Raw genomic sequence first — 22,508 nt, forward strand, 5'->3', positions numbered from 1 at the left:
TATCATGCTTTTAATTGTAGGATAAAAGAATGACGAATTTATCCCGACAAAAGATTTTTGAGACAGCGATTGCTTCTTTTCTCAATGAGAAAAGAATAGAAGAAGAGCGGAAAAAGCAGGGATCAAAACCTGAAAAATATAATAAGCCAGAGTGGCTTGAAAAAACGGCCACGATTTTACGCAAAACCAGTGTTCAAATTGGAACGCATTTGCCCAAAGCAACCCATTCGGATGTTAAAGGCGGTACGATTTATGCGAAGAATCTGCCTCAACGAAAAGAGATTGGTTCACATCTTTTATCAGAAGATCAAATTTTACCCGATGCGGCTGGCAATGGGGCAGAAAATGCTGTGGTATTGGAGGGGTGGCAGTTTCTGCATTTGCCCATTTCACTTGATGGAAAAACGCTTCCCTTGAAAGCATGGCTAAAGGCCGAAGATGCGGATGCTTTTGCGGCTTTGAGTGAGGTTACGGGCAAGGGAAAGCAGATTGCTTCACGTTTTCTGGCTTTTGTGGAGCGTGAGGCTGCTAGAGAAAATGAAGGCGTTTCTGATGGAAATTCAAAACAGCTTTATTGGCTTAATCAGGGTGGAAATGTTTTAGAAAATCAGGATTTTATTCTGTTACAGCCTCTTTATCCTTCTTCTCTGGCTCAGCTTATTTATAAAGATTTTCTTTCAGCATCACGTTTTGGAGATCAGGCTAAGGAAGGCAGGAAAGCAAGAAAAGAGAAACGCTTCTGGGAAGGGACGCTTCAGGAATTTCCGAGAATGGCGGTACGTCATTTGGGAGGGACAAAACCGCAAAATGTCAGCCAGTTAAATTCTTTACGCCGCGGCGCCATGGAATTTTTCTCTTCTGCACCCCCTGTGTGGCAGGTTAAGACGCAACGCCGTCCGCCTTTAAAAACAGAGAAACCCATTATGGGATGGATTTTGTCTCACGGGGCAGCGAGAAAAGCTCTGGAGGCGCTTGTTTCTTTCCTTAAAAAGAATCCCAGAGCTGTGATGGCAACACGAAATTATCGGGATTATTTACAAGATTGCCTTTCAGGAGAAATTCTTTCCCAGGCGGAGACGCTTCGCCAGATTTTACCTGTTGGCTGGTCTGCCGAAAAAGCGCACCAAAAATTGCCTTTGTGTGAACGTCTTTGGCTTGATACGGGACGGATTGAAGCAACACAAAATTTTCAGACGGAAGAAGATGAGATTTTTCGCCAAAAATACCATGAGGGTCGCTGGGCAGACGAGATTGCAGATGAGGTGGCGCATTGTATCAATGACGCTTTGCGTAAGGCAGGGCTTGCTGTTGGAGATGTAGAGCATGATTATTGGGCACGCAATCAGGCGCTTATGCTAGAGGTTGCTTGGCCAACGCCAATGCATAGGAAATCAACTTTTCAACGCAGGGCTGATGGCCAGAAAATAGAGGCGAAAAGATGACCCAGACAGATTATCTTCTTTTGCCCCGTTTGAGAGTGCAAAATGCCAATGCGATTTCAGGGCCTTTTACGCATGGATTTCCTTCCATAACCGCTTTTATGGGGTTGATGTGGGCGTTAGAGCGCAAATGCGCACAGGCAAAAATTGAAATTCAGTTTAAAGCTGTGGGCGTTATTGCCCATAAGACGCAGGAGCTTATTGCGGGTGAGGGGTATGGGGCTAAGGCGTTTCAGCAGATGCGCCGTCCTGTTTCAAAAAAGGGTGAAAGTGCGCCGATGCAGGAAGAGGGGCGAATGCATCTTGAGTTTTCGCTTCTTTTTGGGGTGAAAATCATAGGCTATTTGTCAGAGACAGAGCGTTCAGAAATGGCGCATAAGATTTTAGAGATTTTGCAAACCATGCGCCTTGCTGGCGGAATTTTTCTGCCTTCTGCACTTTTTGGCGCAGCGCCGTCTTATAAGGTCATTCCACGTTTGATACAGGCGGAGCGGTTTGAAAAAGATTGGTGGAAGGAAAAATACCGTTTGCTTCCAGGATTTGCACTGATTGAGCGGGCTGATTTGCTGGAGGAGCGTTTTCAGGCGCTGCTTAAAAAGCCAGAAACAGAAGAAAAATTACCTAAACCGACTTATTTAGAGGCTTTTCTTTCACTTTGTGCGGTTCGTTCTTGGGCGGTTACGCATGAGGATGGCAAGGTTGAATGGCAGAGCGATCGCCAGAAAGGTGCGGGCTGGATTGTGCCTATTTCTGTTGGTTATGGTGCGATTGGCCCTATTCATCCTGCGGGATCGGTGAGGGGCGCAAGGGATAGTAAAACAGCTTTTCGGGCTGTGGAATCTTTACAATCTATTGGGGAGTGGCGGTCGCCCCATCGTTTTGAAAAGATTTCTGCTTTCTTGTGGCGGGCTGAAAGTGATGCGGAAAAAGGGCTTTACCGTTGCCGTAATCTGGAAAGTGTCTTTCCCAACAGTGAAGAGGCGCTCTTTGTTAAGCAAAATGATTCTTTAAACTTTGATGATTAAAAATAGAATGGGGGTTTGTTAGAATGGTACAAGATTTAAAAACAGCATCCGTTTTGGCGTTTGAGCGGAAATTTGATCTCTCTGATGCTATTTTTTTCTCTGGAAAATGGGAAAAAAGAGGCAAAAACTTTCAAGAAGATGAGGGATTTTCTCCTATTCAGTTAAGAGAAAAGGCCGTTCGGGGAACGATTTCCAACCGTTTATCCAAAAAGGAAAGTGACCCTGCAAAATTAGATGCAAAAATTGATAAAGCCAACCTTCAAAGGGTTGATGTGGCCACGCTTTTTCCAGAAGAGGACACGTTAAAGGCAGTTTTTAGTTTGCGGATTTTGCCAGGGGTTGGACAGCCTTCTGCCTGCAACAACCACGCCTATGAACAAAAATTATTGAAAACGGTTGAGACTTTCCTCGAAGGCGATGGCATTTCAGATTTAGCTTGGCGTTACGCATGGAATTTGGCCTCTGGCCGTTTTTTGTGGCGCAACCGTTTAGGGGCGCAGGAAGTTGAAATCCGTGTTGCCCAAATAAAACAGGGAAAGCCAGAAAAAACATGGGTTTTTCCAGCGTTGGATTACAGTTTGGCAGGTTTTGAAGAAACACCGCAATCCTCTCAAGATAAATTAAAAGATTTAGCAAAGCTTATTGAGGCTGTTTTAAAGGGCGGACAGTCAGAATTATTCGTGATTGAAGCTTTTGTTTGTGCAGGACTGGGGCAGGAAGTCTATCCGTCTCAAGAGTTAGTTTTAGACGATAGCGGGAGCGATCGTGGTAAAAAAAGTCGTGTCCTTTACGAAGTCGAGATGAAGGGGCAAAAAGTCGCAGGTATGCATAGCCAGAAATTAGGCAATGCCTTGCGGACGATTGATTCGTGGTATCCAGATTCAGAAGAGAACGGCAACCGTCCTATCGCCGCTGAACCTTATGGTGCCGTGACGGTTCAGGGAAGGGCTTGGCGTCAGCCAAAGGCAAAGGCAGATTTTTATAGCTTGCTGGATCAATGGCTTTTGAAGGATAAGATACCTCCATTAGAAGATCAAAAATTTGTGATGTCCATTCTTATTCGGGGTGGTGTTTTTGGTGATGCTGGAAAAGAATAAGAAAGGGAGGAAGCACCATGACCCTTTCACATTATATTGATTTAAAGCCCGTGCCAGAGGAGGATTTGAAAATACCTCAGGCGATGGGCAGTCTTTTTGAGATGCTGCATAAGGCGTTGGCTTTTTCAGGAGAGAGAGGCATTGCAATTTCCCTGCCACATCATTCGGAAGGAACAAAAAAGCATCCTTTTTCTTCTTTGGGAGATGTTTTGCGTCTGCATGGGGCAGAGCAGGCGCTTCAGACGCTTTTAAAGCGTTCAGAATTCCGCACCTTGGCGGATTATGTTTACTTTAATCAGATTCAGCCTGTTCCACGTGAAACAAAAAATTGTGTTATTCGCCGTGTGCAGGTGAAATCAGGAACGGAGCGTCTTCGGCGCAGAGCTATAAAACGGCATCATTTGACAGAGGAAGAGGCGAAAGAGCGCTATCCAGATGGGAAAGAGGCGCTTTCTTTCCTGCCTTATTTCTCCGTGAAAAGCTTAAGCACAGATCAAAAAAATTTTCGTTTATTTCTCTCTCACAAGATGGTTGAAGGCGAGCCTGTTGAGGGGATTTTTTCTGCCTATGGGCTGGGTATTAAAAATGAGGCAGGGCAGTTCCCGACTATTCCTTGGTTTTGAATTTATTTATGGGGCGCAAGGGCGATAATCCCCGCACCGATAAGGCAAAAGGCTAATCCGTATAAATCCCATTTGTCGGGGCGCACCTGCTCGACCAGCCAAAGCCATAAAAGGGCGCTAAGGATATAAATTCCCCCATAAACGGCGAAAGTCCGTCCTGCGCTTTCAAGCGGGATTTTTGTTAAGCTCCAAGCGAAGAAAATCAGGCAGGGCAATGCAACGCCAAGCCAAAGAGGACTTTTTCCTTCCCGAGCCCAAAGCCAGAAACAAAAACAGCCGCCAATTTCGCCAAGCGCAGCCAGCGTGTAAAGGAGAAAAATCTGTAAAAGGAGGGTTTTTGCCATTTTTAAAGTGTTTCCAGAGGTGAAAAAAGCGTTATGGATGCGTTATCACCTCTTATCTTCCGTTATTTTGTGATTTACTTATAAGGACTTACTTGCCTAAAATATTTATTCAAGTGGGTGGGGCAGAAGAAATAATTTTACTTTAAAGCAAAACGGAACAAAAGAATGGATAAGCCAACACTATACCAAAAGGGCGATTGGGATCGTTTTTGGCCTGAAGAAACGGTTTTTGTCCAAAAAGGCCGATCTGCCTTTAACCGTGATGTTGGGCGTATTCTCCATTCCGCCACGTTTCGCCGTTTAGAGCGTAAAACGCAGGTCTTCCCCCTTGGGGAGTCTGATTTTGTTCGTACCCGTTTGACGCATTCCCTTGAGGTGGCGCAAATTGCAGAGGGGATTACCCTTTCGCTTAATGAGCAGTTAGAGGGGTTTAAACTTCCCAAAGAATTCCGGATTGATTTAGATGTGATCCGTGCCTGCGCTTTTATCCATGATTTAGGCCATCCTCCTTTTGGACATAATGGGGAAACCGCTCTGAATGAAATGATGCAGGGCGCTGGCGGTTTTGAGGGAAATGCCCAAACTTTGAGAATTCTCTCCAAATTGGAGAAAAAGCGTGTTGGCGATGGGCAAGCTTTCGGCATGAATTTAACCGCCCGCATTTTAGCTGGCGCTTTGAAATATGATTCTCTTATTCCGCTTTCCTTAGAGGCAGGGGAAGAGCCTTCACGCCTGCGGAAAGGCTATTACGCCTCAGAGGAAGCGCTTGTTGCCAAGCTCAAGGCAAAACTTCTTGGTAAAGATTATAAAAAGAAACTCGCTCAAACACCGTTTAAAACCCTCGAATGCCAGATTGTCGAATTGGCCGATGATATTGCTTACTCGACCTATGATGTGGAGGATTTCTTTAAGCTGGGCTTGATGAGTCCGCTTTCGATGCTTTCGGAATCAGATGCGCTTTATGAAAAAGTGGCAGAGAAGGTGAATTTAGCTCTTTCCCGTCATAAACATACGCAACATGAAGAAAAGCTGAAAGGGCCAGATATCCGCCATATTATCCGCAATGTCTTTCGGGATACGGGATTTGGAAATTCTGTGGATACGCCTGATTTATTTGGCGATGGGCTGGCCGATGCAGCGAGAATGGGGAAGGAAATTGCGGTCGATGGCTATCAAAGGACGCATTTTTTTGGCCAGCTCGTAGGACAGGCCGTAAATGCTGTGGAAATTTACCCAAATTTAGATGTGCCTATTTTATCACAGATCCGTGTTCGTTTTGAAGCATTGCGGCAAATTGAAATTTTTAAACATTTTGGATTTGAGGCCATTATTAACACACCACCGCTAAGAATGGCGGAATATCGGGGGGTACAGATTGTTACAGGACTTTTCAGGGCGCTTGAAAGTCAGCGGGGATTGCCTTTATTGCCGCCAGACATTCAGGAAAAGCTCGCAAAAGCGTCCGAAGAGGCTGGACGGAAACGTGTTATCTGTGATTTTATTGCCGGGATGACAGACCGTTATGCGATTGAATTTTATAGCCGTCTGTATTCACCCCATCCTGAAAGCATCTTCAAGCCGTTTTAAGAGGCAGTGGAGACGAGAGAAAGAAAATAAGAGATGATCAAAGGGCTCTTTTCACAGGAGAATGAGGAAAGTCGCAGGGTATTGCTCTTTGCGCTCTGTTGGGCTTTGCTCCTCGAGGTTTTTTACGTTTGCCTCTCATCTTTTTTTAATACGCCGCACAAAATCGCTATTTGCCATCATGACTGCCTTCACTATCTCCGGATTGCAAATCATGCTTATGCGCTGCTGCCGGGGGAGAAAGTTGGCGCAGGCATGGGGACGAAAGCCCCCTATGCGTTCTTTCCGCTTTTTCCCTTGGTGGCAGGGTCTTTATCGCACCTGCTGCATGTTTCTTTTCTTACGGTTTCGCTGATTTTAAACAGTACGGCGCTGGCTTGCGCTGCCTTTACCGCAAGTTTTTTTGTGCCGCTTAACAATGAACAGGAAAAGCGGATTTTTATCGCTTTTTTTCTTTGTTTTCCGTTTCTTCTCTATGGCTATATGCCTTATACGGAAGCCTTGTATGCGCTTTGCCTGATGCTGTTTCTGGTCTGTCTGCAACGGGATTATTTGCTTTGGGCTGGCATGGCTGGAATCTTTTTGGGTGTGGCAAGGCCAACGGGCTGTTTGATTATTGCGCTTTCTTTTGGATTAAAATTTTGCTTGCTGATTTATGAAAAGCGAATGACAAAACGCCGATTGATAGAAATGGCAGGATCGGCCTGCCTTTCCGCTATCGGCTTTTTAACATGGCTGCTTTATCAAAAATTAACCTCTGGCTATTGGCTGGAGTTTCTTTATGCGCAAGAGGGCTGGGGACGGCATTATACAGGCATTCTTCAGAATCTCTGGATTTACTACGATAATCAATACAAGCCCGGCATGAAGGTTCTAACGGTGATTTCCGTGGTGATCCCAATAGCTGTCTTTTGCTATGCGTTGGCGCAAAGGGCATTTTTTGCGGCTTTGACAATTTTGGCTGTGTTTTGGATGGCGTTTTTTACAGGGCATATGTCTGTCGTGCGTTTTATGTATGCTAATCCCGTTCTTATTGCCGTGTTGGGATTATTGGTGACTAGACGTCATAAATGGATGCAGTTCTTCCTTATTGGGTTAATGCTGACAGCGCAGATTATTTTGATGCTGGTGTGGTTCAGATACGTTACCAATACACCTGGATTCCTTGTCTGAGGACTTACTCAATTACCTAAACTACTTTTAAATACTTTTGAGTACTTACTCAGTAATCGTTTTTATTTTGCTATATTTTGAAATTTTGTTTCTTTTTAGTAACAAAAATTCATTTTCGTACATAAAAAATACGAAAAACCTCCAAAAAACGCCTTAGCGAATTGACCAAAAGTGTATTTGGCTTTTGAAATAGAGGTCTAGCTTTAGAAAAATAAAATAAAAATCTTAAAAGAGCCTAAAAAGTCAGAGAGAGGTGCGTGCGAACTTTATGAAACATGAGAATCTGAGGTCGCTTTCATGGCGGAGGAGAGTCGTCTCACGCACAGCGCTCTTCGTATGCAGTGGCATTACACTGACTCTTTGTGCGGTTGGATTGACAGGCATGGCACGGGCTGCCGATATGGACAGCACCAATGATGAAAGTGCCACGGACCGAACCTCCGTTTCAGATGAACGGGGACGTACCAGCTCCAAGGCCGTCAGTGCAGAGGCAGAAGGACCAGCAACAAACGAACTGATCCATGTTAAAGGGGTCGCCACTACCCCGGCCGAATTGGTTTCAGGCTCAAGGGCGGATTATTTACAAAAAGACCTTGATTTAGGGCCTCTTGGAAAACAAAAAGCAGCAATGGCACCGTTTTCCACCATGACAACGACTCATGATGTGATTCAGGATCAGCAGCTTCGTACCATTGGGCAGACCTTACAATATATGCCCTCAGTCAATTTAGAAGATCGTGGAAATGGCGTTTTCCGTTTGATTAACCGTGGATATGAATCAGACGTTGAGCAGAATAGCCGTATTGATGGCTTAAATGCGATTATCACCACCCCTTATGCGACAGAACAATTCGACTCGGTCACCGTTTTAAACGGTGCGGCCTCTTCCTTTTATGGGCCAGAATCCCCTGCTGGTATGATGTTAATGACGCAAAAGCGTCCAACGGATAAGCCCTTTTTTAACTTTAACTTTGCCTATGACTCGAATGGCGCACCGTTGGAAAGTTTGGATACCTCCTTGGGAAAAGGGCCGGTTAAAGTTCGTTTTAACTATATGAATCAGACAGGTCAGCTTTATACCAGCAACTCTAACGAATGGCGTGATCTTTATTCAGGCGCAATTGATGTTCAGGTCACGAAACACACAAAATTGGAATTGAACGGCTCACAATATAATAATGCGGTGTACGGTTTACCAGGGCTTTTTGCTTATAATACGGGGGCGGCTTTTAAGAACGGTAAGGTTGCGGCTCCAGGATCTCCAAATGCGGTTGGATATTTGCCAGATGCGCCGAATACGAATTTACCCGGCTATGGGAATAACGATACAGGAATGAATGCCTCGACCTCAGTCGGGACGATGGTATTAAAGCATGAATTTACAAAAAATCTGCATTTATCAATCGGTGGCCTCTATGAAGATGCCGCTCGAAGTGCTTTATCCGCTCAAAATACGATTTTTAATCCAAATTCTAATTATGGGTGTGGCGGTGCAAGCACCTGTTATAATCAAACAATGGTTGCATCCACAGGGGCGAATGATTTTAGAACATGGAGTAACTATGCCCATTTAAATTGGGATATGACGGATCCAATTTTACATATTCGCCACCACTTGAATGTGGGCACAACGGGGTATTCCTTGACCAATTTGAATCCTAAAGACGTCAAGGTTGGAATGGGCAATAATGATGGGGAAACGGAAGTCGGTGCATATGGTTATGCTGACCCAGCAACGAATGGTCAGATTGCGCCAGGATCTAGCTGGTTTAATGGGAATGCAAAAGGGGCTGGAGAATTTAGATCTGGTTATACGGGCGTTCAGAATGTGATGTTCGGGGATAGTTTCGATATTGGGGATTATTTCACGGTTTTGGGGCAGATGTCTTGGGGGTGGATTACAACACAGAATTTCGGTAAGGATGGGAAGCTTTTGAAGAGTGGAGATTCCAATGGTTCTTTTGATCCTTCTGTGGCTTTGAGTTTTCACCCTACTAAAAGATTTTCAGCTTATTTTAACTGGGGACAAGATACAGCGCCAGGAACCTTCCTTGCGAGTGGTGTTGGTACGACTCAGCAAACTTTAACCTCTCCTGCTCGTTCTACCCAATATGAAGGGGGCATTAAATATATGTGGCGGGATCGTTTCTTGGTTTCTTTGGGCGGTTTTGGAATGCGTCGTCCTTATACAATCGGAAACTCTGCTGCTGCGAATGGTACAGGATTCTTAGGAGATCAAGAGGACATGGGGATGGAGTTTCAGGTCTCTGGTGCTTTATTGAAAGAGTTGTCAATGTATGGTGGTGTGACCTATGATAATGCCCGTTATCATTGTACAGATGCCGCGCAGTGTGCGTTAGCATATGCAGGGGGATTAGATAAGCAGCCACTTAGTTTTATTCAAAATGCGAGGGTGCTTGGTGTTGCGCCATGGCAGGCAGATTTCCTGTTAGATTGGCATCCAAATTGGCTGCATGGGATTTCCTTTAACTCCAACATCCATTATCAGGGACAGCGTGCGGATAATCTTGGTGGAGACTGTGCTGGTAGTGGTGGGTGTAAGCAAGGTCAGCATTTTGTGGATGATTATGTGACCTTAGATCTCGGAATGCGTTATGTGACGCATCTTGCGGATCACATGGTGGTTTTCCGTGGAAATATTTATAACGTTACTGGCGAAAAATACTGGGCGAGTATTTTTGATAAAAATCAGACAGGCGCAACGAATGGTGGTTTTTCTGCGGCGGCAGGTATGCCCCAAACATGGCATGTCAGTGCCTCTGTTTATTTCTAATCTCAAGAAGGGTTTTAAGGTGAAATTTTTCTTAGGTAGAAATTTTGGAAAATTGGTGCTTTCTTTTTCATCATTGGCCTCTGTTTTTTTGCTCCCTTCCTGCTCCACCTTTAACAAAGGGGAGCAGAAAGTTTTTATTTATTCCAATCCTGAGGACGCAACCTGCAAACTCTATCAGGGTGGGGTTTTGAAAGAGGAATTTCAAACCCCGCATTACGTTATTTTACAGCGGAGCAGCGATCAGGCCCTTAGCCTGAATTGCGCTAAACTTGGCTATCAGCTTTTCGCAAAATCCTTTGAATCCCATATTCGGGACGTGGATTTCAGCGACAGCGCCCTTACCAGCGCTGCCGCAGATGACGCCGAAAATCAAAGAACGTATAGTTATCCGAAAGAGATTTCGGTGGATCTCCAGCGCCTTAAAAAAGGTAAAGCTGAACAGCCCCTCCCGACGGTTTTTCAAAGACCAGAGGGCTATTATTAAGGCTTAAAAAACTGAAAAAATAATCTTTTTAAAAAGGCGTTTTGTATCCTCAAAGCGCCTTTACTTTTATAAAAATGAGGCCATAAATTTTTATGGGGGGATGAAAGAGACACGGAGTCCCTCCACAAATCGGAGAGCCTCATGAGCCCATGAAACTTTTCCCTAAACACTGTTTTAAGGGAGAAAAAAATGGCAGATTCAGGAAATGAAACGTCTCAGCCCCTTTCGGCTGGAGATTTAAAGGCAGCGACAATATGGTCGGCTGATACGGATGGCGAAAAATATCTTTATTTAACTGGTGTTACTATAGGATTTAGCGGTTCTCCATCTGGTGGGAGTGGGGGATATGAAATTTTTTTAGTTTCTTGCCCCAAGACTGGTGTAAGCACTGGTACGATAAAACCAAATACAGGCTGGTTTCCCCTGAATTCGGATACAAATTTTTCGTGGTCATGTCTAGAAGAGTGGTCTGAAGGTTTTTGGATCTCGGAGTTTGCAGGCGCGTATAAGTTTTTAATCCGAGATTCCGACGGCACTACATGCGATCTTAATTATGTTATGGATGATGATACCGCAACATATGAGGATAGCAATGATGGCCTTCCTGTTAGTCCTCCAATTCCTCCATTTAGTTTTCCCTGAGTGATTTTTCACTTTTAAAAAACGCTCTTAGAAAATTTGGGGCGTTTTTTTAGGGTGTTTATGTCACGATTGAAAATAAAAATCATTTTCAGTTAAAAATGTAAATGAAAAGCATTTACAACTAGAAAAGATTTCTTTAAAGAAGACCGTTTATGTCTTTTAAATCTTTGCTTTTGTGCTATAATCGGCTTGTTCTTTTAATCCACAGCAGATGATGATTTTCCGCTGTTTCTCCTGATTTCCTTGGAGAAAAGCTATTTTTCTAAGAAAAATTCTCTGCTGATTTTACAAACAGAAAAGTCTCTTTTCTGTTCTCACTCTCTAGGAAAAGCCATGTCCAAAGTTAAAGACAAAAAAGTTATTGAATTTTTAAATGCACAGCTCGCCAATGAGTTGACCGCCATTAACCAATATTTCCTTCATGCCCGTACCCTCAAACATTGGGGCGTTACCAAGCTCGGTAACAAAGAGCATGCGGAATCCATCGAGGAAATGCACCATGCCGATTGGCTTATTGAGCGCATTTTATTTCTTGGCGGTTTGCCAAATCTTCAAAAGCTCAATCCGCTTTTGATTGGTCAAGATGTCAAGGAAATCCTTGAATGCGACCTCAAGGCAGAGCTTGCTGGCGCAAAATGCCTCCGTGAAGGTATCGCCTATTGCGAAAGCGTCAATGATTATGTTTCCCGTGATTTGATGGCAAAGATTCTCATTGCGGAAGAAGAGCATGAGGATTTTATTGATACGCAGCTCGAACTCATTGGGCGCATCGGTCTTGAAAACTACATTCAGTTGAATTCTGAAGCAGTTCAGTAAGTTTTTCTGACATCGAAATCTTTAAAAAGGTAGGGGAAACCCTGCCTTTTTTTATGGGTGGCTTTAGGTCGCTTTTCTTTTGCGTCTGTTTTCCTGTTTTAAGAAAATTTCAAAATGGAAAATAAGGCGCTGGTCATGAAGAGATTTGGGTGGAAAAAACAACTTTTGGCTTCCTTGCAAGGGCGCTCTGCTGAGCTTGTTGATGACACCCATTCTGCTGCCGGTTGGGGCAGGTCTCCTGATTAGGACAAGAGGCAGAAAGGGCAGAATTTTTTTGCTCTTTAAGCAGGCGGCAAATCTGTTTGGCACATCCTCCACAATCCGCCTTACATTTTTTATGCGCATAAATTTGCGCAGGGCGTGAGGCGCCTTCTGAAATTGCATCAAAAACATCTTTGTCTGAAATGAGATTGCAAGAGCAGACAATCATTTCATTCCTACCTTTCATATCTCCAAAATTTTTTTGAGAATTTTCATCTTCTACAGTTGCAAATGATTATCATTTCTATGTAGTAATTGCAAATGGTTTTCATTTGCAAACTTAGAATTTTTCTGACTGAGGGAAAATTGCTGTTTTAAGAGGGAACAAGAGATTGGCTTGTACGTCATGTAAAAATTGCTGTGCTTTGAGAAAGCATCGTAAATTTTATATTGCTTTTTGCTGTGCGCTTCTTTCTGGTGCTTGTGCGAGGTCGGCTTATGCGGGGGCGCATATTCCGATTACATGGCAGGAGAATAAAGAGGAATCCAAGGAGCATGTTCGGGTTAAGGGTGTACGCAGTAAAATTGATGTTCCTATGCAGGAAAGTGGGGTTAAAGCTAATTATTTGAATAAAGAGGCGACTTTAGGCCCTCTTGGAAAGGTGAATTTAGCCAAAGCCCCCTTTTCCGTGATGCAGACGAGTCATGATGTGATAGAAAACCAGCAGCTTCGTCAGATGGATCAGGCAACGGAATATATGCCTTCGGTGCAGTTGGTGGCTTTGACTGATCCTGGCCTGACACGTACTGTCAACCGTGGATTTGAAAGTGATACCGTCAACAACTCCCGCATTGATGGTTTGAATGTGCTTTCGATTACGCCCTATACCTCCGAACAGTTTAGCGGTCTTACTATTTTAAATGGGGCGGCAGGGGCAATGTATGGGCCAGAAAATCCAGCAGGGGTACTGGAAATGACACAAAAACGCCCAACAGCACGCCCTTTTTTCAATTTTAATTTTGGGTATGATTCCAGTGGTTCACCCTTAGAATCTCTGGATACTTCGATTGGAAAAGGCCCCGTGAAGCTTCGGTTTAACTATATGAATCAGACAGGGCAGAGCTATGCGCCGACATCAAACCAGTGGCGTGATTTTTATGGGGGGGATATTGATATTCAGCTCGCAAAACATACCAAGCTCGAACTGGATGCTTCTCAATATAACACAGGTTTTTATGGCTATCCTGGCTATTTTGCCTATTCCGACGATGTTCCCTTGCCGTCTGCTCCTGATCTTTCTAAGGGAGGGTACGGCCAGCCCTTCACGGGAAGCAATCTTTCAACCAGTTTAGGGCAGGCAAAATTATTTCATGAGTTTTCTCCGAATTTGCGTTTAAAGCTTGGCGGTTCTTATGAAAATTCTGCTCGATATGATTTCCCAACAGCAAATACCATTTTGAGTGATTCAGCCTGTGCTGCAAAAGGCATTACGGGCCCTTGCTATACGCAAAAATCTGCTGTTCCAGCCAATGGGCAGAATTTTGGCATCTGGAGTAATTATGCCTATTTGAATGGGGATTTTCATACAGGCTTGATTCAGCATCATTGGAATTTAGGGAGCAATGGCTATTCTGTTCAAAATGATGCGCCAACGATAGTTCATTCGGTTTCTATTGATGGGAATAATGCAAGACCTTTTTACGACCCAACAGTGGTGCAGGGCATTCAGCCCCGAAAATATGGAAATTTTGAAAATTCTTTAACACAGCAGCAGGCTCTGATCCTCGGGGATAATATGGATATTGGGCGTTTTGTTTCCGTGATGGGGGAAATGTCTTGGGGCTGGATTAGGACACAAAATTGGAAAAATCCTGTAACGGGAAAGGGGAATAATGGCGTGAGTCAGACCAATGGCGCTTATTCGCCTTCTGTGACGTTAACTTTGCACCCAACTTCTAATTTTAATGCTTATTTCAATTGGGGAACTTCTGTTCAGGCAGGGCCGACAGTACCTCCTGGCTCTTATGGCTCTGGTGATGTGCTGCCTGCCATTCAATCGCAGCAATATGAGGGCGGTATTAAATATACATGGCGCAAACGTCTTCAGGTGAATTTAGACGGGTTTGTGATGAGCCGTCCTTATGCTTATACGGATCAAAACTTACTCACAAATGGCCAGCAAACCTATGGGCTTTTTGGCCTTCAGACGGATAGCGGTGTGGAGTTTCAGGTTTCTGGAGCGGTCAGCCGAGACCTCTCTGTTTTGGGTGGTGTGACATGGCTGGATCCGATTGTGACAGGAACGCACAATGCCGCAACAGATAATAAGCAGGTGGTTGGCGTTGCGCCTTGGGTTGCGGATTTCCTTTTGGATTGGCACCCGCATTATCTGCACGGCATCTCTTTTAACTCTAACATTCGCTATGAGGGGAAACGGGCGGCGAACCTTGAAAATACAGATTGGGCTTCGCAGTATGTTACGCTCGATCTTGGCGTACGTTACAGCATAAAAATTTGCGATCATCAGATTGTTTTTAGAGGTACTGTGGATAATGTGACAGGGGAGGATTACTGGGCCTCTGTTTTCTCGAAAAGCTCTGCCGGCTCACCCGGGTCTGGTGAGACGGCCGCCGCAGGTATCCCCCGCACATGGCATATTACGAGTTCAATTTATTTTTAGATTGATTTTTCGTTTTGTATCAGACTGCCGCAAGTCTGATGGATTGTAAACTACAATAATAATATTTTGTTTGAAGGGAAAAAGAAAATGTCGAATAAAATAAAAAATTTAGATGTATGGCCGGATTCAATGAGGAGGGTCGAGGCTCAGCAGGCAAAGTATCCGAATGTGTGTCCAGCAGGAGTAACTGGTTCTGTAATTAGCTCTGAAGGGACACTCTTCGTTTCTACAGCAACAAGTCAGGGTAGTATTGTAAGGTTGGAAACATCAGACGATGCTAACAATGAAGCCACGGATCTTGTTAATCCTTTAGTGTTTTATTTTGCATATCCAGGTGCTGTCGGAATAGTTGCGGGCGTTTTCGGTAATGAAGATGATGGTCCAACCCCAGGATCCAATGTCGGTGATCCCGATCAGATTACTCCAAGTTTTCGCATTAAACGAACAAAGGATGGAATAACTACCAAGAAAAAGGATTTTCCGAAATCATTTCAGGATAGAAATAAAATATACAGTGTTTTTTCGAATGATATAGCCCTGATATTCGCACTTAATCGTGTACAAAACGAAGATGAGTTGAATACATATCCTTTTGGATGGCCTTTTAGTGGATGCATAGCTGGATGTACGCCTTTTACGGATGTATATGCTAAGGCCTCTATTGTTCGTGCGTCCGATTTACCATCCGATGAAGTTATCAATGTAATGGTAAGTTGGAGTGCGAATACTTACGATTACCCACCAGAAACTGTCGCAGGGCAGGTATCTGCTTCTATGTTTCAGAAGTAGATGAATTCTTTAGTCAATGTGGTCTCCTTTAAAAAGATAGAGGAGACCGTAGCCTTGTTACTCTTTACATATATAATGTTAATTTATTTTTAGGGGTTTTAGTCTTTTTTGCTTTCTGTTGTATTTTTGTTTAAAGAGTAAAGCTTAAAGCATGGTAGAAAAAGAAAATATATTTTAGGCTTGTTTTGAGTGTCTAGGACATCGTTATTCTTGCGTTTTAATGGATTTTAAATGTCTCATCGTCCTGTAGTTGTTCCCGTTGTTCTGTGTGGTGGAGAAGGCAAAAGGCTTTGGCCGCTTTCTCGGAAATCCCTTCCGAAACAATTCCTGTATTTAATGGATGAGGAAAGATCGCTTCTTCAGCAGACCGCTATGCGTTTGGAGAATGTGAAAAAATCCGAAAAGCTCAAAAATTTCCATTTTGAAGACCCTATTTTTGTTTGTAATCAGCTTCATGCTTTTGTCGTTACCCAGCAGCTTTTAGAATTGCAGGGATCTAAAGAAGGGGGCGCAACCGTTCTGGTTGAGCCGAGCCGTCGGGATTCTGCACCGGGGATTGCCGCTGCTGCCTTGGTGGCGCAGGAAAAATATCCAGACTCTATTTTGCTGATTTTGCCCTCAGATGCTTTTATTAAAGAGGATGAGGCGTGGGAAAAAGCGATTTTCAGGGCATGTGCCGCTGCAAATGCAGGCTACCTAACAGTTTTTGGTATTACGCCAACCCATCCCGAAACGGGGTACGGCTATATTGAGGTTGGAAAAGCGATTAAAGATTTCTCAAATACCCATTGCCTTTCCCATTTTGTGGAAAAGCCAAGTTTTGAGACGGCGAAGAAATATCTTGAATCTGGAAAATATCTCTGGAATTCGGGGATGTTTATTTCCAAAGCTTCTGTTCTGCTCGAAGATTTTAAAAAGTTTCAGCCTGAGATTTTAGAAGCGGTTCAAAAGGCCGTTAAAAAGCGCCGTTTCAGTTCTGAATTTGAAATTTTAGATAAGGAAGCGTTTGAATCCAGCCCTTCTATCTCGATTGATTTTGCGATTGCCGAACATACCAAGCAGGGCGCTGTTGTTGAAGCCGATTTTACATGGTCTGACATTGGCTCATGGCACAGTCTTTGGGAAAATTCAGAGCAGGATCAGTGGGGAAGCGTCAAAAAAGGGCATGCTTTCCTCAGTGAAACAAAAAATTGCTATGTGCGTTCCCAAGGGCCACTGATTATCACGCATGACGTGGAAAATTTGGCAATTGTGGCAACAAATGACGCTGTGCTTGTCAGTTCTCTAAAGCGTTCTCAAGAGATTAAAGACTGTGTGGCCTCGATTGAGAAAGCAGGTCAAAAAGAGGCTTGTGAGAGTTTAACGACTCGCCGTCCATGGGGAAAATATACAATCCTGATGCATGCAGATGGCTATATGGTCAAAGAGATTTCTGTTCTGCCGGGGCAGCGTCTGTCTCTTCAAAAGCATTTTCACCGGAGTGAGCATTGGGTTGTTGTCAGTGGCACAGCGATTGCAACTTGTGGGGATGAGGTCAAAGAGCTTCATGAAAATGAAGGAATTTATATCCCAAGAGAAACCGTTCACCGTTTGGAAAATCGGGGAACAGAGAATTTGATTCTGATTGAAACACAATATGGTGCGCCTTTGCTCGAGACAGATATTGTCCGCCTTGAGGATGATTACCGCAGGGCATAGGCAGGGGTGTGTTTAAGGTTTAATTTTTGCTTTAACCCATTTTAGGTCTGTAGCTGATGGCATTTTCAAAACTTTCTTTTCTGGTCGTTCTAGGGGGGATGTTGAGTGCCTCTTCTGCGTTTGCGACGCCTGTCTCTGGAGATTTGATGGGGGCAGGTTCAAGTTTTGCAGCCCCTGTCTATATGGGCTGGGCGGAAAAAGTAAAAACATTGGGGCTAAAGCTTAATTATCAGGCCATTGGCTCAAGCGCAGGAGTGGATCAGGCAAAAAATGCGCTGGTTGACTTTGGCAGCACCGATATTCCGTTGCGCCGTGAGGAGCTTGAGAAAAGCCAGCTTTATCAATTTCCTGTGATGATGAGTGGTGCGGTGGTGATTGTAAATCTTCCACACGTGCCTAAAGGGACGCTTCGTCTAACAGGGCCGCTTTTAGCGGATATTTACGCTGGAAAATTAACGATGTGGAATGATCCTAAGATTCAGACGCTGAATCCGGGGCTTAAACTTCCTGCGATTGAAATTGGTGCCGTGCATCGGGGCGATGGTTCTGGCACGACCTATGTCTTTACCTCTTATCTTTCTGAGGTTTCTCCTGATTGGCAGAGAGATTACGGGGCAGGTGCTTTGGTGGCATGGGAAGGTGGGGCTGGCGCTCGTGGCAATGATGGGATTGCGGCGCTGGTTCGGCAAACGCCAGGGGCGATTGGCTATGTTGAATATACTTATGCGTCTGAAAATGGCTTGTCGATGGTACAGCTTCGCAATCGGGACGGCGCTTATGTTACGCCGAGCATGGAGAGTTTCGCCTCTGCCGCAGAGCATGCAGTTTGGGAAGCGCCTTATGATCATTTGAGTGTTTTAAACAAAGAGGGTGGGAATTCTTGGCCGATTACGGCTGCCAATTTCTCTTTAATTGCGTGTAAAGGTTCTGGCAATTCCACAGAAGAAGGCCGCCGTGAGCAAGCCTTTTTTAATTGGAGTTTAAAAGAAGGGGGTGAGGTAGCGCATAAGCTTGGCTACCTTCTGCCGCCTATTTCGGTGGGTTCTGAGATTTTGGCGCATTGGCCGCAAGGAGCTTGTGCTCCTTATGGGCCGCCCAAAGTTTCAGAATAATTTCACGCTTACGTTTGAGGCCATGCCAGCTCAGTAACGTGTCGGCGAGGAAAGCCATCAGTCCAAGAATGGTAAAAGTCAGAGCCGCGGCAAAAAGAATCAACAGCCATGTCGCTGTCCGTGTTTCGTGGATAGATCCAAAAAAGAGTGCAACGGCGGAGGCGCAGGTGAAAGCGCCGCTAAGCGCCAGCAGAATAATGCCAATATCCAGAACTAAAACACGCAGTTGCAGCCGTGTTTGGCGGAATAAGAGATGTTCTGCATTTTCAAGCATTTCCCTTTTATTTGCTTCGTTTTCCTCTGGAGATTCGGCCTCTTTTTCAGAGGCCAAGACTTTGGAATCAATTTCACTGAGACAGTCTGAAACTTTTTGCAGACGTGTATTAAAAATATTGATGAGCGTGCCAATACCTGAAAGCATAAAAACAGGCGTTAAAGCGAGCTGAATAAGGTGAGCCGCTATCACAACAGCATTGTTGCTGACGGAATCTGGGGCGAGGAAAGCAGCGATACCAGTGGCAGGCATGATAGAAAAAGTTCCGCTCTAGAAAGATTAATGTATAAAGTTTGGAAAGGGTCTCTTTCCAAGTTATGATAGACGATACAGAAAATTAAAGAAGTCTAAAACTTTATGAAAAAGCGTCAGTGTAGGGTAAAAAAATGAGAAGGTTGTTTCTAAGTGTTTTACGTCTTCTTTGTCTGGAGAGAAAGAGGGAAACAGGAAAAGTAAGTTCAGCAGATTTTGCGCTTTTTCAATTAGGCTTATTGGCCAGTGCACTTTTTACCTTTTTTTCTGCTTCTCTTCCTGCCAAGGCGCTTGAAAGCGTTCCCCAAGTAACACCCCAAAGCCATGCTACTTTGATGACGCTTGAGGAGAATGCGCTCAAAGGCTCGGATGGGAAAAAACAGATTCTGCATGCGGGGCTTTTCCTTTCCTTTGCACCTCAATGGCATACTTATTGGCGCAATCCTGGGGATGCTGGTGAAACGCCAGAACTTACGCTTGAATTGCATAGTGTTGCGCAGCAGGGGAAAAAAGAGCTTTTAGGGGTTTCCAATGAGATTACCGCTTGGGAAACGCCTGTTCGTTTTAGCGAGGCAGGTCTAACAACATTTGGGTATGAAAATCAGGTTTTTTTACCGCTGGAAATTCCTTTTACGCTGCCGAAAAATTTTTCAGGAAGTTTGAAAGTGACGCTTCAGGCGCGTTGGCTGGTTTGTGAAAAATTATGTATTCCTGAAAAAGCGCATTTTGATCTGGACCTGCCCCTTGGAACAGAAACGGTTATCGGGCCTCAGAAGAAATTTTTTGACCGTTCCCAGTCGCTTGCGCCAAAAAAAGCCCCTTTTGAAACAATTTTAGATAAGGATAACCGCCTTCATTTGAGAGGGCAGGCACAGGGTAAGAAACAGGCTGCAGGCAACACAAAGCAAGCCTATTTTTATCCCTATGAGGCAGGGATTTTAAAAGCCAGTGCGTTACCTGCCATGAGTGAAAATGGTTCGGATCTGATTGTAGCTCTCGTGCCTGAAAAAACGGATTCTGGAGAGGTAAATCTTGCCAAACTGGTGGAGGAAAAAACCCTTCAGGGCGTCATTGAGATGGTGCGTAATAATGGGCAGAATATTTATTACGAAGTTACCCCTGTGAGTGCCTCTGCGGTGGCAAAAACAACGTCCTCGTCGGATTCAGCTGTGGAAAAGGGCACACTTTCCCAAGATGAGGCGTTTCCGTCTGTTGCAAAAGAGTCTTTATCGGGTTTTAGGCTTTTGATTTTGGCCTTTATTGGAGGATTTTTTCTTAATTTGATGCCGTGTGTTTTTCCAGTTTTGGCAATGAAAGTGTTTTCTTTAGCCAGGCTGAATGCAAAGGAACATCATGAGACAGTCATGTCTGCAGTTTTTTACGCATTGGGGACGGTAAGTACGTTTTTAGTGCTTGGTATGGTGGTTTTGGCCTTGCAGCATGCAGGTCATTTGGTCGGCTGGGGATTTCAGTTTCAATCGCCTGTTTTTGTGACGCTGATGTGCTGGCTTTTGCTTTTGCTAGGGTTAAATTTAGCAGGCTTGTTTGAGATTATGCCGCCAGCCTCCGCAGGTAAATATCATAGAGTTTCTGGGCATTTAGGTGATTTCGTCACAGGTGTTTTGGCTGTTGTGGTTGCAAGTCCCTGCACAGCCCCTTTTATGGGGGTTGCTTTGGCAGGAGCATTGATGCTTTCGGGGGGATGGGCTTTCGGAATTTTTGTGATGTTAGGGGGTGGCTTAGCTTTTCCTTATTTGTTGATTGCATGCTGGCCTGCAATGGGGCGTTTCCTGCCAAAACCTGGCGCATGGATGGAAATTTTCAAACAAGCGCTTTCCTTTCCGCTTTTTGCGGCCTGTATTTGGTTAATTTGGGTGATTGCCCGTCAAGGAGGCGGTAATTTTGCGGCTGTTGTGCTTGCTGGAGGTTTGGTTTTGGCGTTTGGCGGATGGCTTTTCGGCCTTACGCAGAAACGGGCTATGCTTGGAAAGCAAAATTCTGTCTTTTCATTTTTTTGCTATCTGAGTGTCATTTTTTCCTTGATTGCCAGCCTGCTGCTTTTGTGGATTTTTGCGCCAAGTGTGCGCCAGCAGCTTATGGCAGAGGATGCGCCTCAACAAAATCTCCATATAGATGAAGAAGCGCATCAGCGCATGGTTTTTACCCCAGAGGCATTAGAGAAGCTTAGAAAAGAGGGAAAGCCTGTTTTCGTTGATATTGGCGCTTCATGGTGTATTACCTGTATTGTGAATGAGCATACGACCCTCAATACACAGGCAGGGGAAGGGGTGCTGAAAGAGGCTGGTGCGGTTTTCATGCGGGGGGATTGGACAAAGAAAACCCGTGAGATTACGCAATTTCTCCAGTTCTACCGCCATAGTGGCGTTCCGCTTTATGTCTGGTTTCCAAAGGATTGGCCATTGGAAAAAGAAGGGATTGTTTTACCGCAGGTGCTGACCCCTTCTGTCTTAAAGAAAACGCTTCAGAAAGATTAAAAATGAAGGCCTGTAAGCTTTTCTGCTTCTTCCCATAGCCAGCGTGCATCACCGTTTTTCTCAACCCAGCGTTCAGAATAAGGCAGGCTTACTTTTTTTGCAGGGCCATTGGTAATGAAAAGCGGGCCGTAATAGCTGCCAGCCTTGGCTCTTGGATCTGTTGAGGCTTGGAGGAGGGGTTTTGCCCCTGCTTCAACACTCATGGCAAAGAGCCACATTAGCTTGAATTTTAGGGGCTCTTTTGTCTCTTCTTTGCCAATATTTGCGCCTGCCTTGGTTAAATTTGTATGGGTAACGCCAGGATGGGCTGCATTAGAGAGAAGCTTCCAGCCTTTTTCACGGGAAACTCTGGCAAGTTCACGGGAAAGAACAAGATCGGCTAATTTAGAACGTGCATAGACAGGAAAAGGGACATAACGTTTTTCTGCCTGCAAATCAGGTCTGAATTTTGTCAGCCCAAACGGAGGAGCTGCGAGTGCACCGCAACTCGACATGGTGGTTACACGGGGTGCATTTGCTTTTAAGAGGATTGGTAGAAGGTGGTGCGTAAGTGCGAAAGCACCAATAAAATTTGTGCCGATTTGAAGCTCAAATCCGTCTTTTGTCTCTTCTCTTCCGGGAGGTGCCATCACGCCGGCATTATTGATAAGAACATCAATTTTCTGTCCTGCGGATTTTAGGTTTTCTGCAAAATTTTCAATAGAGGCTAAAGAGGCGACGTCTAATTCTTTGACGATGAGCTTTGCCCGTGGATTTTGGCGTAAAATTTCATTCTTTGCAGCCTCTCCTTTCGCAAGGGTGCGTACCGCCATGATGATTTCTGCCCCTGAGTGTGCGAGACATTTGGTGGCTTCTTTGCCAATACCGCTATTGGCGCCGCTGATGACAAAGGTTTTTCCGCTTTGGTTTGGGAGTTGGTATGCCATCCTATTTTCCTTTTAAGAAGCACTTGTTTGAGGCTGTAAAATTTTCACTCAAGAGTGGC

At 44.6% G+C, this 22,508-nt stretch carries 19 protein-coding genes; 15 read left to right on the forward strand and 4 right to left on the reverse strand.

The genetic code is table 11. The features are described from left to right. Window positions 1-29: 29 nt before the first annotated feature. The 4 genes from csy1 to cas6f are packed head-to-tail and all read left to right on the forward strand — an operon-like array spanning window position 30 to window position 4,184. The gene (gene csy1, locus FAI40_05200; protein QCE34792.1) at window positions 30-1,442 is read left to right on the forward strand and encodes a type I-F CRISPR-associated protein Csy1; all 1,413 of its coding nucleotides are present in this window, start codon (window positions 30-32) and stop codon (window positions 1,440-1,442) included. Further along, window positions 1,439-2,464, forward strand: a complete 1,026-nt coding sequence (gene csy2 / locus FAI40_05205) for a type I-F CRISPR-associated protein Csy2 (GenBank protein ID QCE34793.1) — start codon at window positions 1,439-1,441, stop codon at window positions 2,462-2,464. Before csy1 ends, csy2 begins: the two co-directional genes overlap by 4 nt. A 23-nt stretch (window positions 2,465-2,487) precedes the next feature. Then, window positions 2,488-3,561, forward strand: coding sequence for a type I-F CRISPR-associated protein Csy3 (gene csy3, locus FAI40_05210; GenBank protein QCE34794.1), 1,074 nt, complete (start codon window positions 2,488-2,490; stop codon window positions 3,559-3,561). Between the two features lie 17 nt (window positions 3,562-3,578). Next, complete coding sequence (cas6f, locus tag FAI40_05215) at window positions 3,579-4,184, forward strand: type I-F CRISPR-associated endoribonuclease Cas6/Csy4 (GenBank protein QCE34795.1); 606 nt, start codon at window positions 3,579-3,581, stop codon at window positions 4,182-4,184. Window positions 4,185-4,186: 2 nt separating this feature from the next. Here cas6f and FAI40_05220 read toward each other — a convergent pair whose 3' ends face one another. Further along, window positions 4,187-4,528 (reverse strand): YnfA family protein, encoded by a 342-nt coding sequence (locus FAI40_05220; protein QCE34796.1) that lies wholly within the window; start codon window positions 4,526-4,528, stop codon window positions 4,187-4,189. 165 nt (window positions 4,529-4,693) lie between these two features. On the opposite strand from FAI40_05220, the gene dgt reads away from it, so the two are divergent. The 6 genes from dgt to bfr all read left to right on the forward strand — a co-directional run bounded on the left by dgt (window position 4,694) and on the right by bfr (window position 12,021). Beyond that, a complete protein-coding gene (gene dgt, locus FAI40_05225) occupies window positions 4,694-6,115 on the forward strand; it encodes a dNTP triphosphohydrolase (GenBank protein QCE34797.1) in 1,422 nt (473 codons plus the stop codon). Window positions 6,116-6,148: 33 nt separating this feature from the next. Further along, window positions 6,149-7,285, forward strand: coding sequence for a hypothetical protein (locus FAI40_05230; GenBank protein QCE34798.1), 1,137 nt, complete (start codon window positions 6,149-6,151; stop codon window positions 7,283-7,285). A gap of 268 nt (window positions 7,286-7,553) precedes the next feature. Further along, window positions 7,554-10,079 (forward strand): hypothetical protein, encoded by a 2,526-nt coding sequence (locus FAI40_05235; protein QCE34799.1) that lies wholly within the window; start codon window positions 7,554-7,556, stop codon window positions 10,077-10,079. 19 nt (window positions 10,080-10,098) lie between these two features. Next, window positions 10,099-10,563 carry a hypothetical protein gene (locus tag FAI40_05240; GenBank protein QCE34800.1) on the forward strand — a complete coding sequence of 155 codons (465 nt, stop codon included), beginning with the start codon at window positions 10,099-10,101 and terminating at the stop codon, window positions 10,561-10,563. Between the two features lie 189 nt (window positions 10,564-10,752). Beyond that, a complete protein-coding gene (locus FAI40_05245) occupies window positions 10,753-11,205 on the forward strand; it encodes a hypothetical protein (GenBank protein QCE34801.1) in 453 nt (150 codons plus the stop codon). 333 nt (window positions 11,206-11,538) lie between these two features. Continuing rightward, the gene (gene bfr / locus FAI40_05250; GenBank protein ID QCE34802.1) at window positions 11,539-12,021 is read left to right on the forward strand and encodes a bacterioferritin; all 483 of its coding nucleotides are present in this window, start codon (window positions 11,539-11,541) and stop codon (window positions 12,019-12,021) included. Window positions 12,022-12,154: 133 nt separating this feature from the next. Here bfr and FAI40_05255 read toward each other — a convergent pair whose 3' ends face one another. Further along, a complete protein-coding gene (locus FAI40_05255; protein ID QCE34803.1) occupies window positions 12,155-12,469 on the reverse strand; it encodes a hypothetical protein in 315 nt (104 codons plus the stop codon). Window positions 12,470-12,614: 145 nt separating this feature from the next. Between FAI40_05255 and FAI40_05260 the strand changes: the two genes are divergently transcribed. The 4 genes from FAI40_05260 (at window position 12,615) to pstS (ending at window position 18,502) form a co-directional block, all read left to right on the forward strand. Next, complete coding sequence (locus FAI40_05260; protein QCE34804.1) at window positions 12,615-14,903, forward strand: TonB-dependent siderophore receptor; 2,289 nt, start codon at window positions 12,615-12,617, stop codon at window positions 14,901-14,903. Window positions 14,904-14,990: 87 nt separating this feature from the next. Further along, on the forward strand, window positions 14,991-15,692 hold the full coding sequence (locus FAI40_05265; GenBank protein ID QCE34805.1) for a hypothetical protein: 702 nt from the start codon (window positions 14,991-14,993) through the stop codon (window positions 15,690-15,692). Between the two features lie 231 nt (window positions 15,693-15,923). Further along, window positions 15,924-17,390, forward strand: a complete 1,467-nt coding sequence (locus tag FAI40_05270; protein ID QCE34806.1) for a mannose-1-phosphate guanylyltransferase/mannose-6-phosphate isomerase — start codon at window positions 15,924-15,926, stop codon at window positions 17,388-17,390. Window positions 17,391-17,446: 56 nt separating this feature from the next. Continuing rightward, entirely contained in the window at window positions 17,447-18,502 is a 1,056-nt protein-coding gene (gene pstS / locus FAI40_05275; protein QCE34807.1) for a phosphate ABC transporter substrate-binding protein PstS, read from the forward strand. Here pstS and FAI40_05280 read toward each other — a convergent pair. Beyond that, window positions 18,420-19,028 carry a DUF2721 domain-containing protein gene (locus FAI40_05280; GenBank protein ID QCE34808.1) on the reverse strand — a complete coding sequence of 203 codons (609 nt, stop codon included), beginning with the start codon at window positions 19,026-19,028 and terminating at the stop codon, window positions 18,420-18,422. The two genes, pstS and FAI40_05280, sit on opposite strands and share 83 nt — an antisense overlap. Before the next feature lie 134 nt (window positions 19,029-19,162). On the opposite strand from FAI40_05280, the gene FAI40_05285 reads away from it, so the two are divergent. Continuing rightward, entirely contained in the window at window positions 19,163-21,523 is a 2,361-nt protein-coding gene (locus tag FAI40_05285) for a DUF255 domain-containing protein (GenBank protein QCE34809.1), read from the forward strand. On the opposite strand, the gene FAI40_05290 is transcribed toward FAI40_05285, so the two are convergent. Beyond that, the gene (locus FAI40_05290; protein QCE34810.1) at window positions 21,520-22,449 is read right to left on the reverse strand and encodes an SDR family NAD(P)-dependent oxidoreductase; all 930 of its coding nucleotides are present in this window, start codon (window positions 22,447-22,449) and stop codon (window positions 21,520-21,522) included. The two genes, FAI40_05285 and FAI40_05290, sit on opposite strands and share 4 nt — an antisense overlap. Between the last annotated feature and the right edge of the window lie 59 nt (window positions 22,450-22,508).

Source organism: Acetobacteraceae bacterium, assembly GCA_004843345.1.
Classification (GTDB): Bacteria; Pseudomonadota; Alphaproteobacteria; order Acetobacterales; family Acetobacteraceae.

Bases quoted from the DNA above. Each gene is read 5' to 3' on its own strand.
- csy1 (QCE34792.1), top strand. From the start codon at position 30: ATGACGAATTTATCCCGACAAAAGATTTTTGAGACAGCGATTGCTTCT.
- csy2 (QCE34793.1), top strand. From the start codon at position 1,439: ATGACCCAGACAGATTATCTTCTTTTGCCCCGTTTGAGAGTGCAAAAT.
- csy3 (QCE34794.1), top strand. From the start codon at position 2,488: ATGGTACAAGATTTAAAAACAGCATCCGTTTTGGCGTTTGAGCGGAAA.
- cas6f (QCE34795.1), top strand. From the start codon at position 3,579: ATGACCCTTTCACATTATATTGATTTAAAGCCCGTGCCAGAGGAGGAT.
- FAI40_05220 (QCE34796.1), bottom strand. From the start codon at position 4,528: ATGGCAAAAACCCTCCTTTTACAGATTTTTCTCCTTTACACGCTGGCT.
- dgt (QCE34797.1), top strand. From the start codon at position 4,694: ATGGATAAGCCAACACTATACCAAAAGGGCGATTGGGATCGTTTTTGG.
- FAI40_05230 (QCE34798.1), top strand. From the start codon at position 6,149: ATGATCAAAGGGCTCTTTTCACAGGAGAATGAGGAAAGTCGCAGGGTA.
- FAI40_05235 (QCE34799.1), top strand. From the start codon at position 7,554: ATGAAACATGAGAATCTGAGGTCGCTTTCATGGCGGAGGAGAGTCGTC.
- FAI40_05245 (QCE34801.1), top strand. From the start codon at position 10,753: ATGGCAGATTCAGGAAATGAAACGTCTCAGCCCCTTTCGGCTGGAGAT.
- bfr (QCE34802.1), top strand. From the start codon at position 11,539: ATGTCCAAAGTTAAAGACAAAAAAGTTATTGAATTTTTAAATGCACAG.
- FAI40_05255 (QCE34803.1), bottom strand. From the start codon at position 12,469: ATGAAAGGTAGGAATGAAATGATTGTCTGCTCTTGCAATCTCATTTCA.
- FAI40_05265 (QCE34805.1), top strand. From the start codon at position 14,991: ATGTCGAATAAAATAAAAAATTTAGATGTATGGCCGGATTCAATGAGG.
- FAI40_05270 (QCE34806.1), top strand. From the start codon at position 15,924: ATGTCTCATCGTCCTGTAGTTGTTCCCGTTGTTCTGTGTGGTGGAGAA.
- pstS (QCE34807.1), top strand. From the start codon at position 17,447: ATGGCATTTTCAAAACTTTCTTTTCTGGTCGTTCTAGGGGGGATGTTG.
- FAI40_05280 (QCE34808.1), bottom strand. From the start codon at position 19,028: ATGCCTGCCACTGGTATCGCTGCTTTCCTCGCCCCAGATTCCGTCAGC.
- FAI40_05285 (QCE34809.1), top strand. From the start codon at position 19,163: ATGAGAAGGTTGTTTCTAAGTGTTTTACGTCTTCTTTGTCTGGAGAGA.
- FAI40_05290 (QCE34810.1), bottom strand. From the start codon at position 22,449: ATGGCATACCAACTCCCAAACCAAAGCGGAAAAACCTTTGTCATCAGC.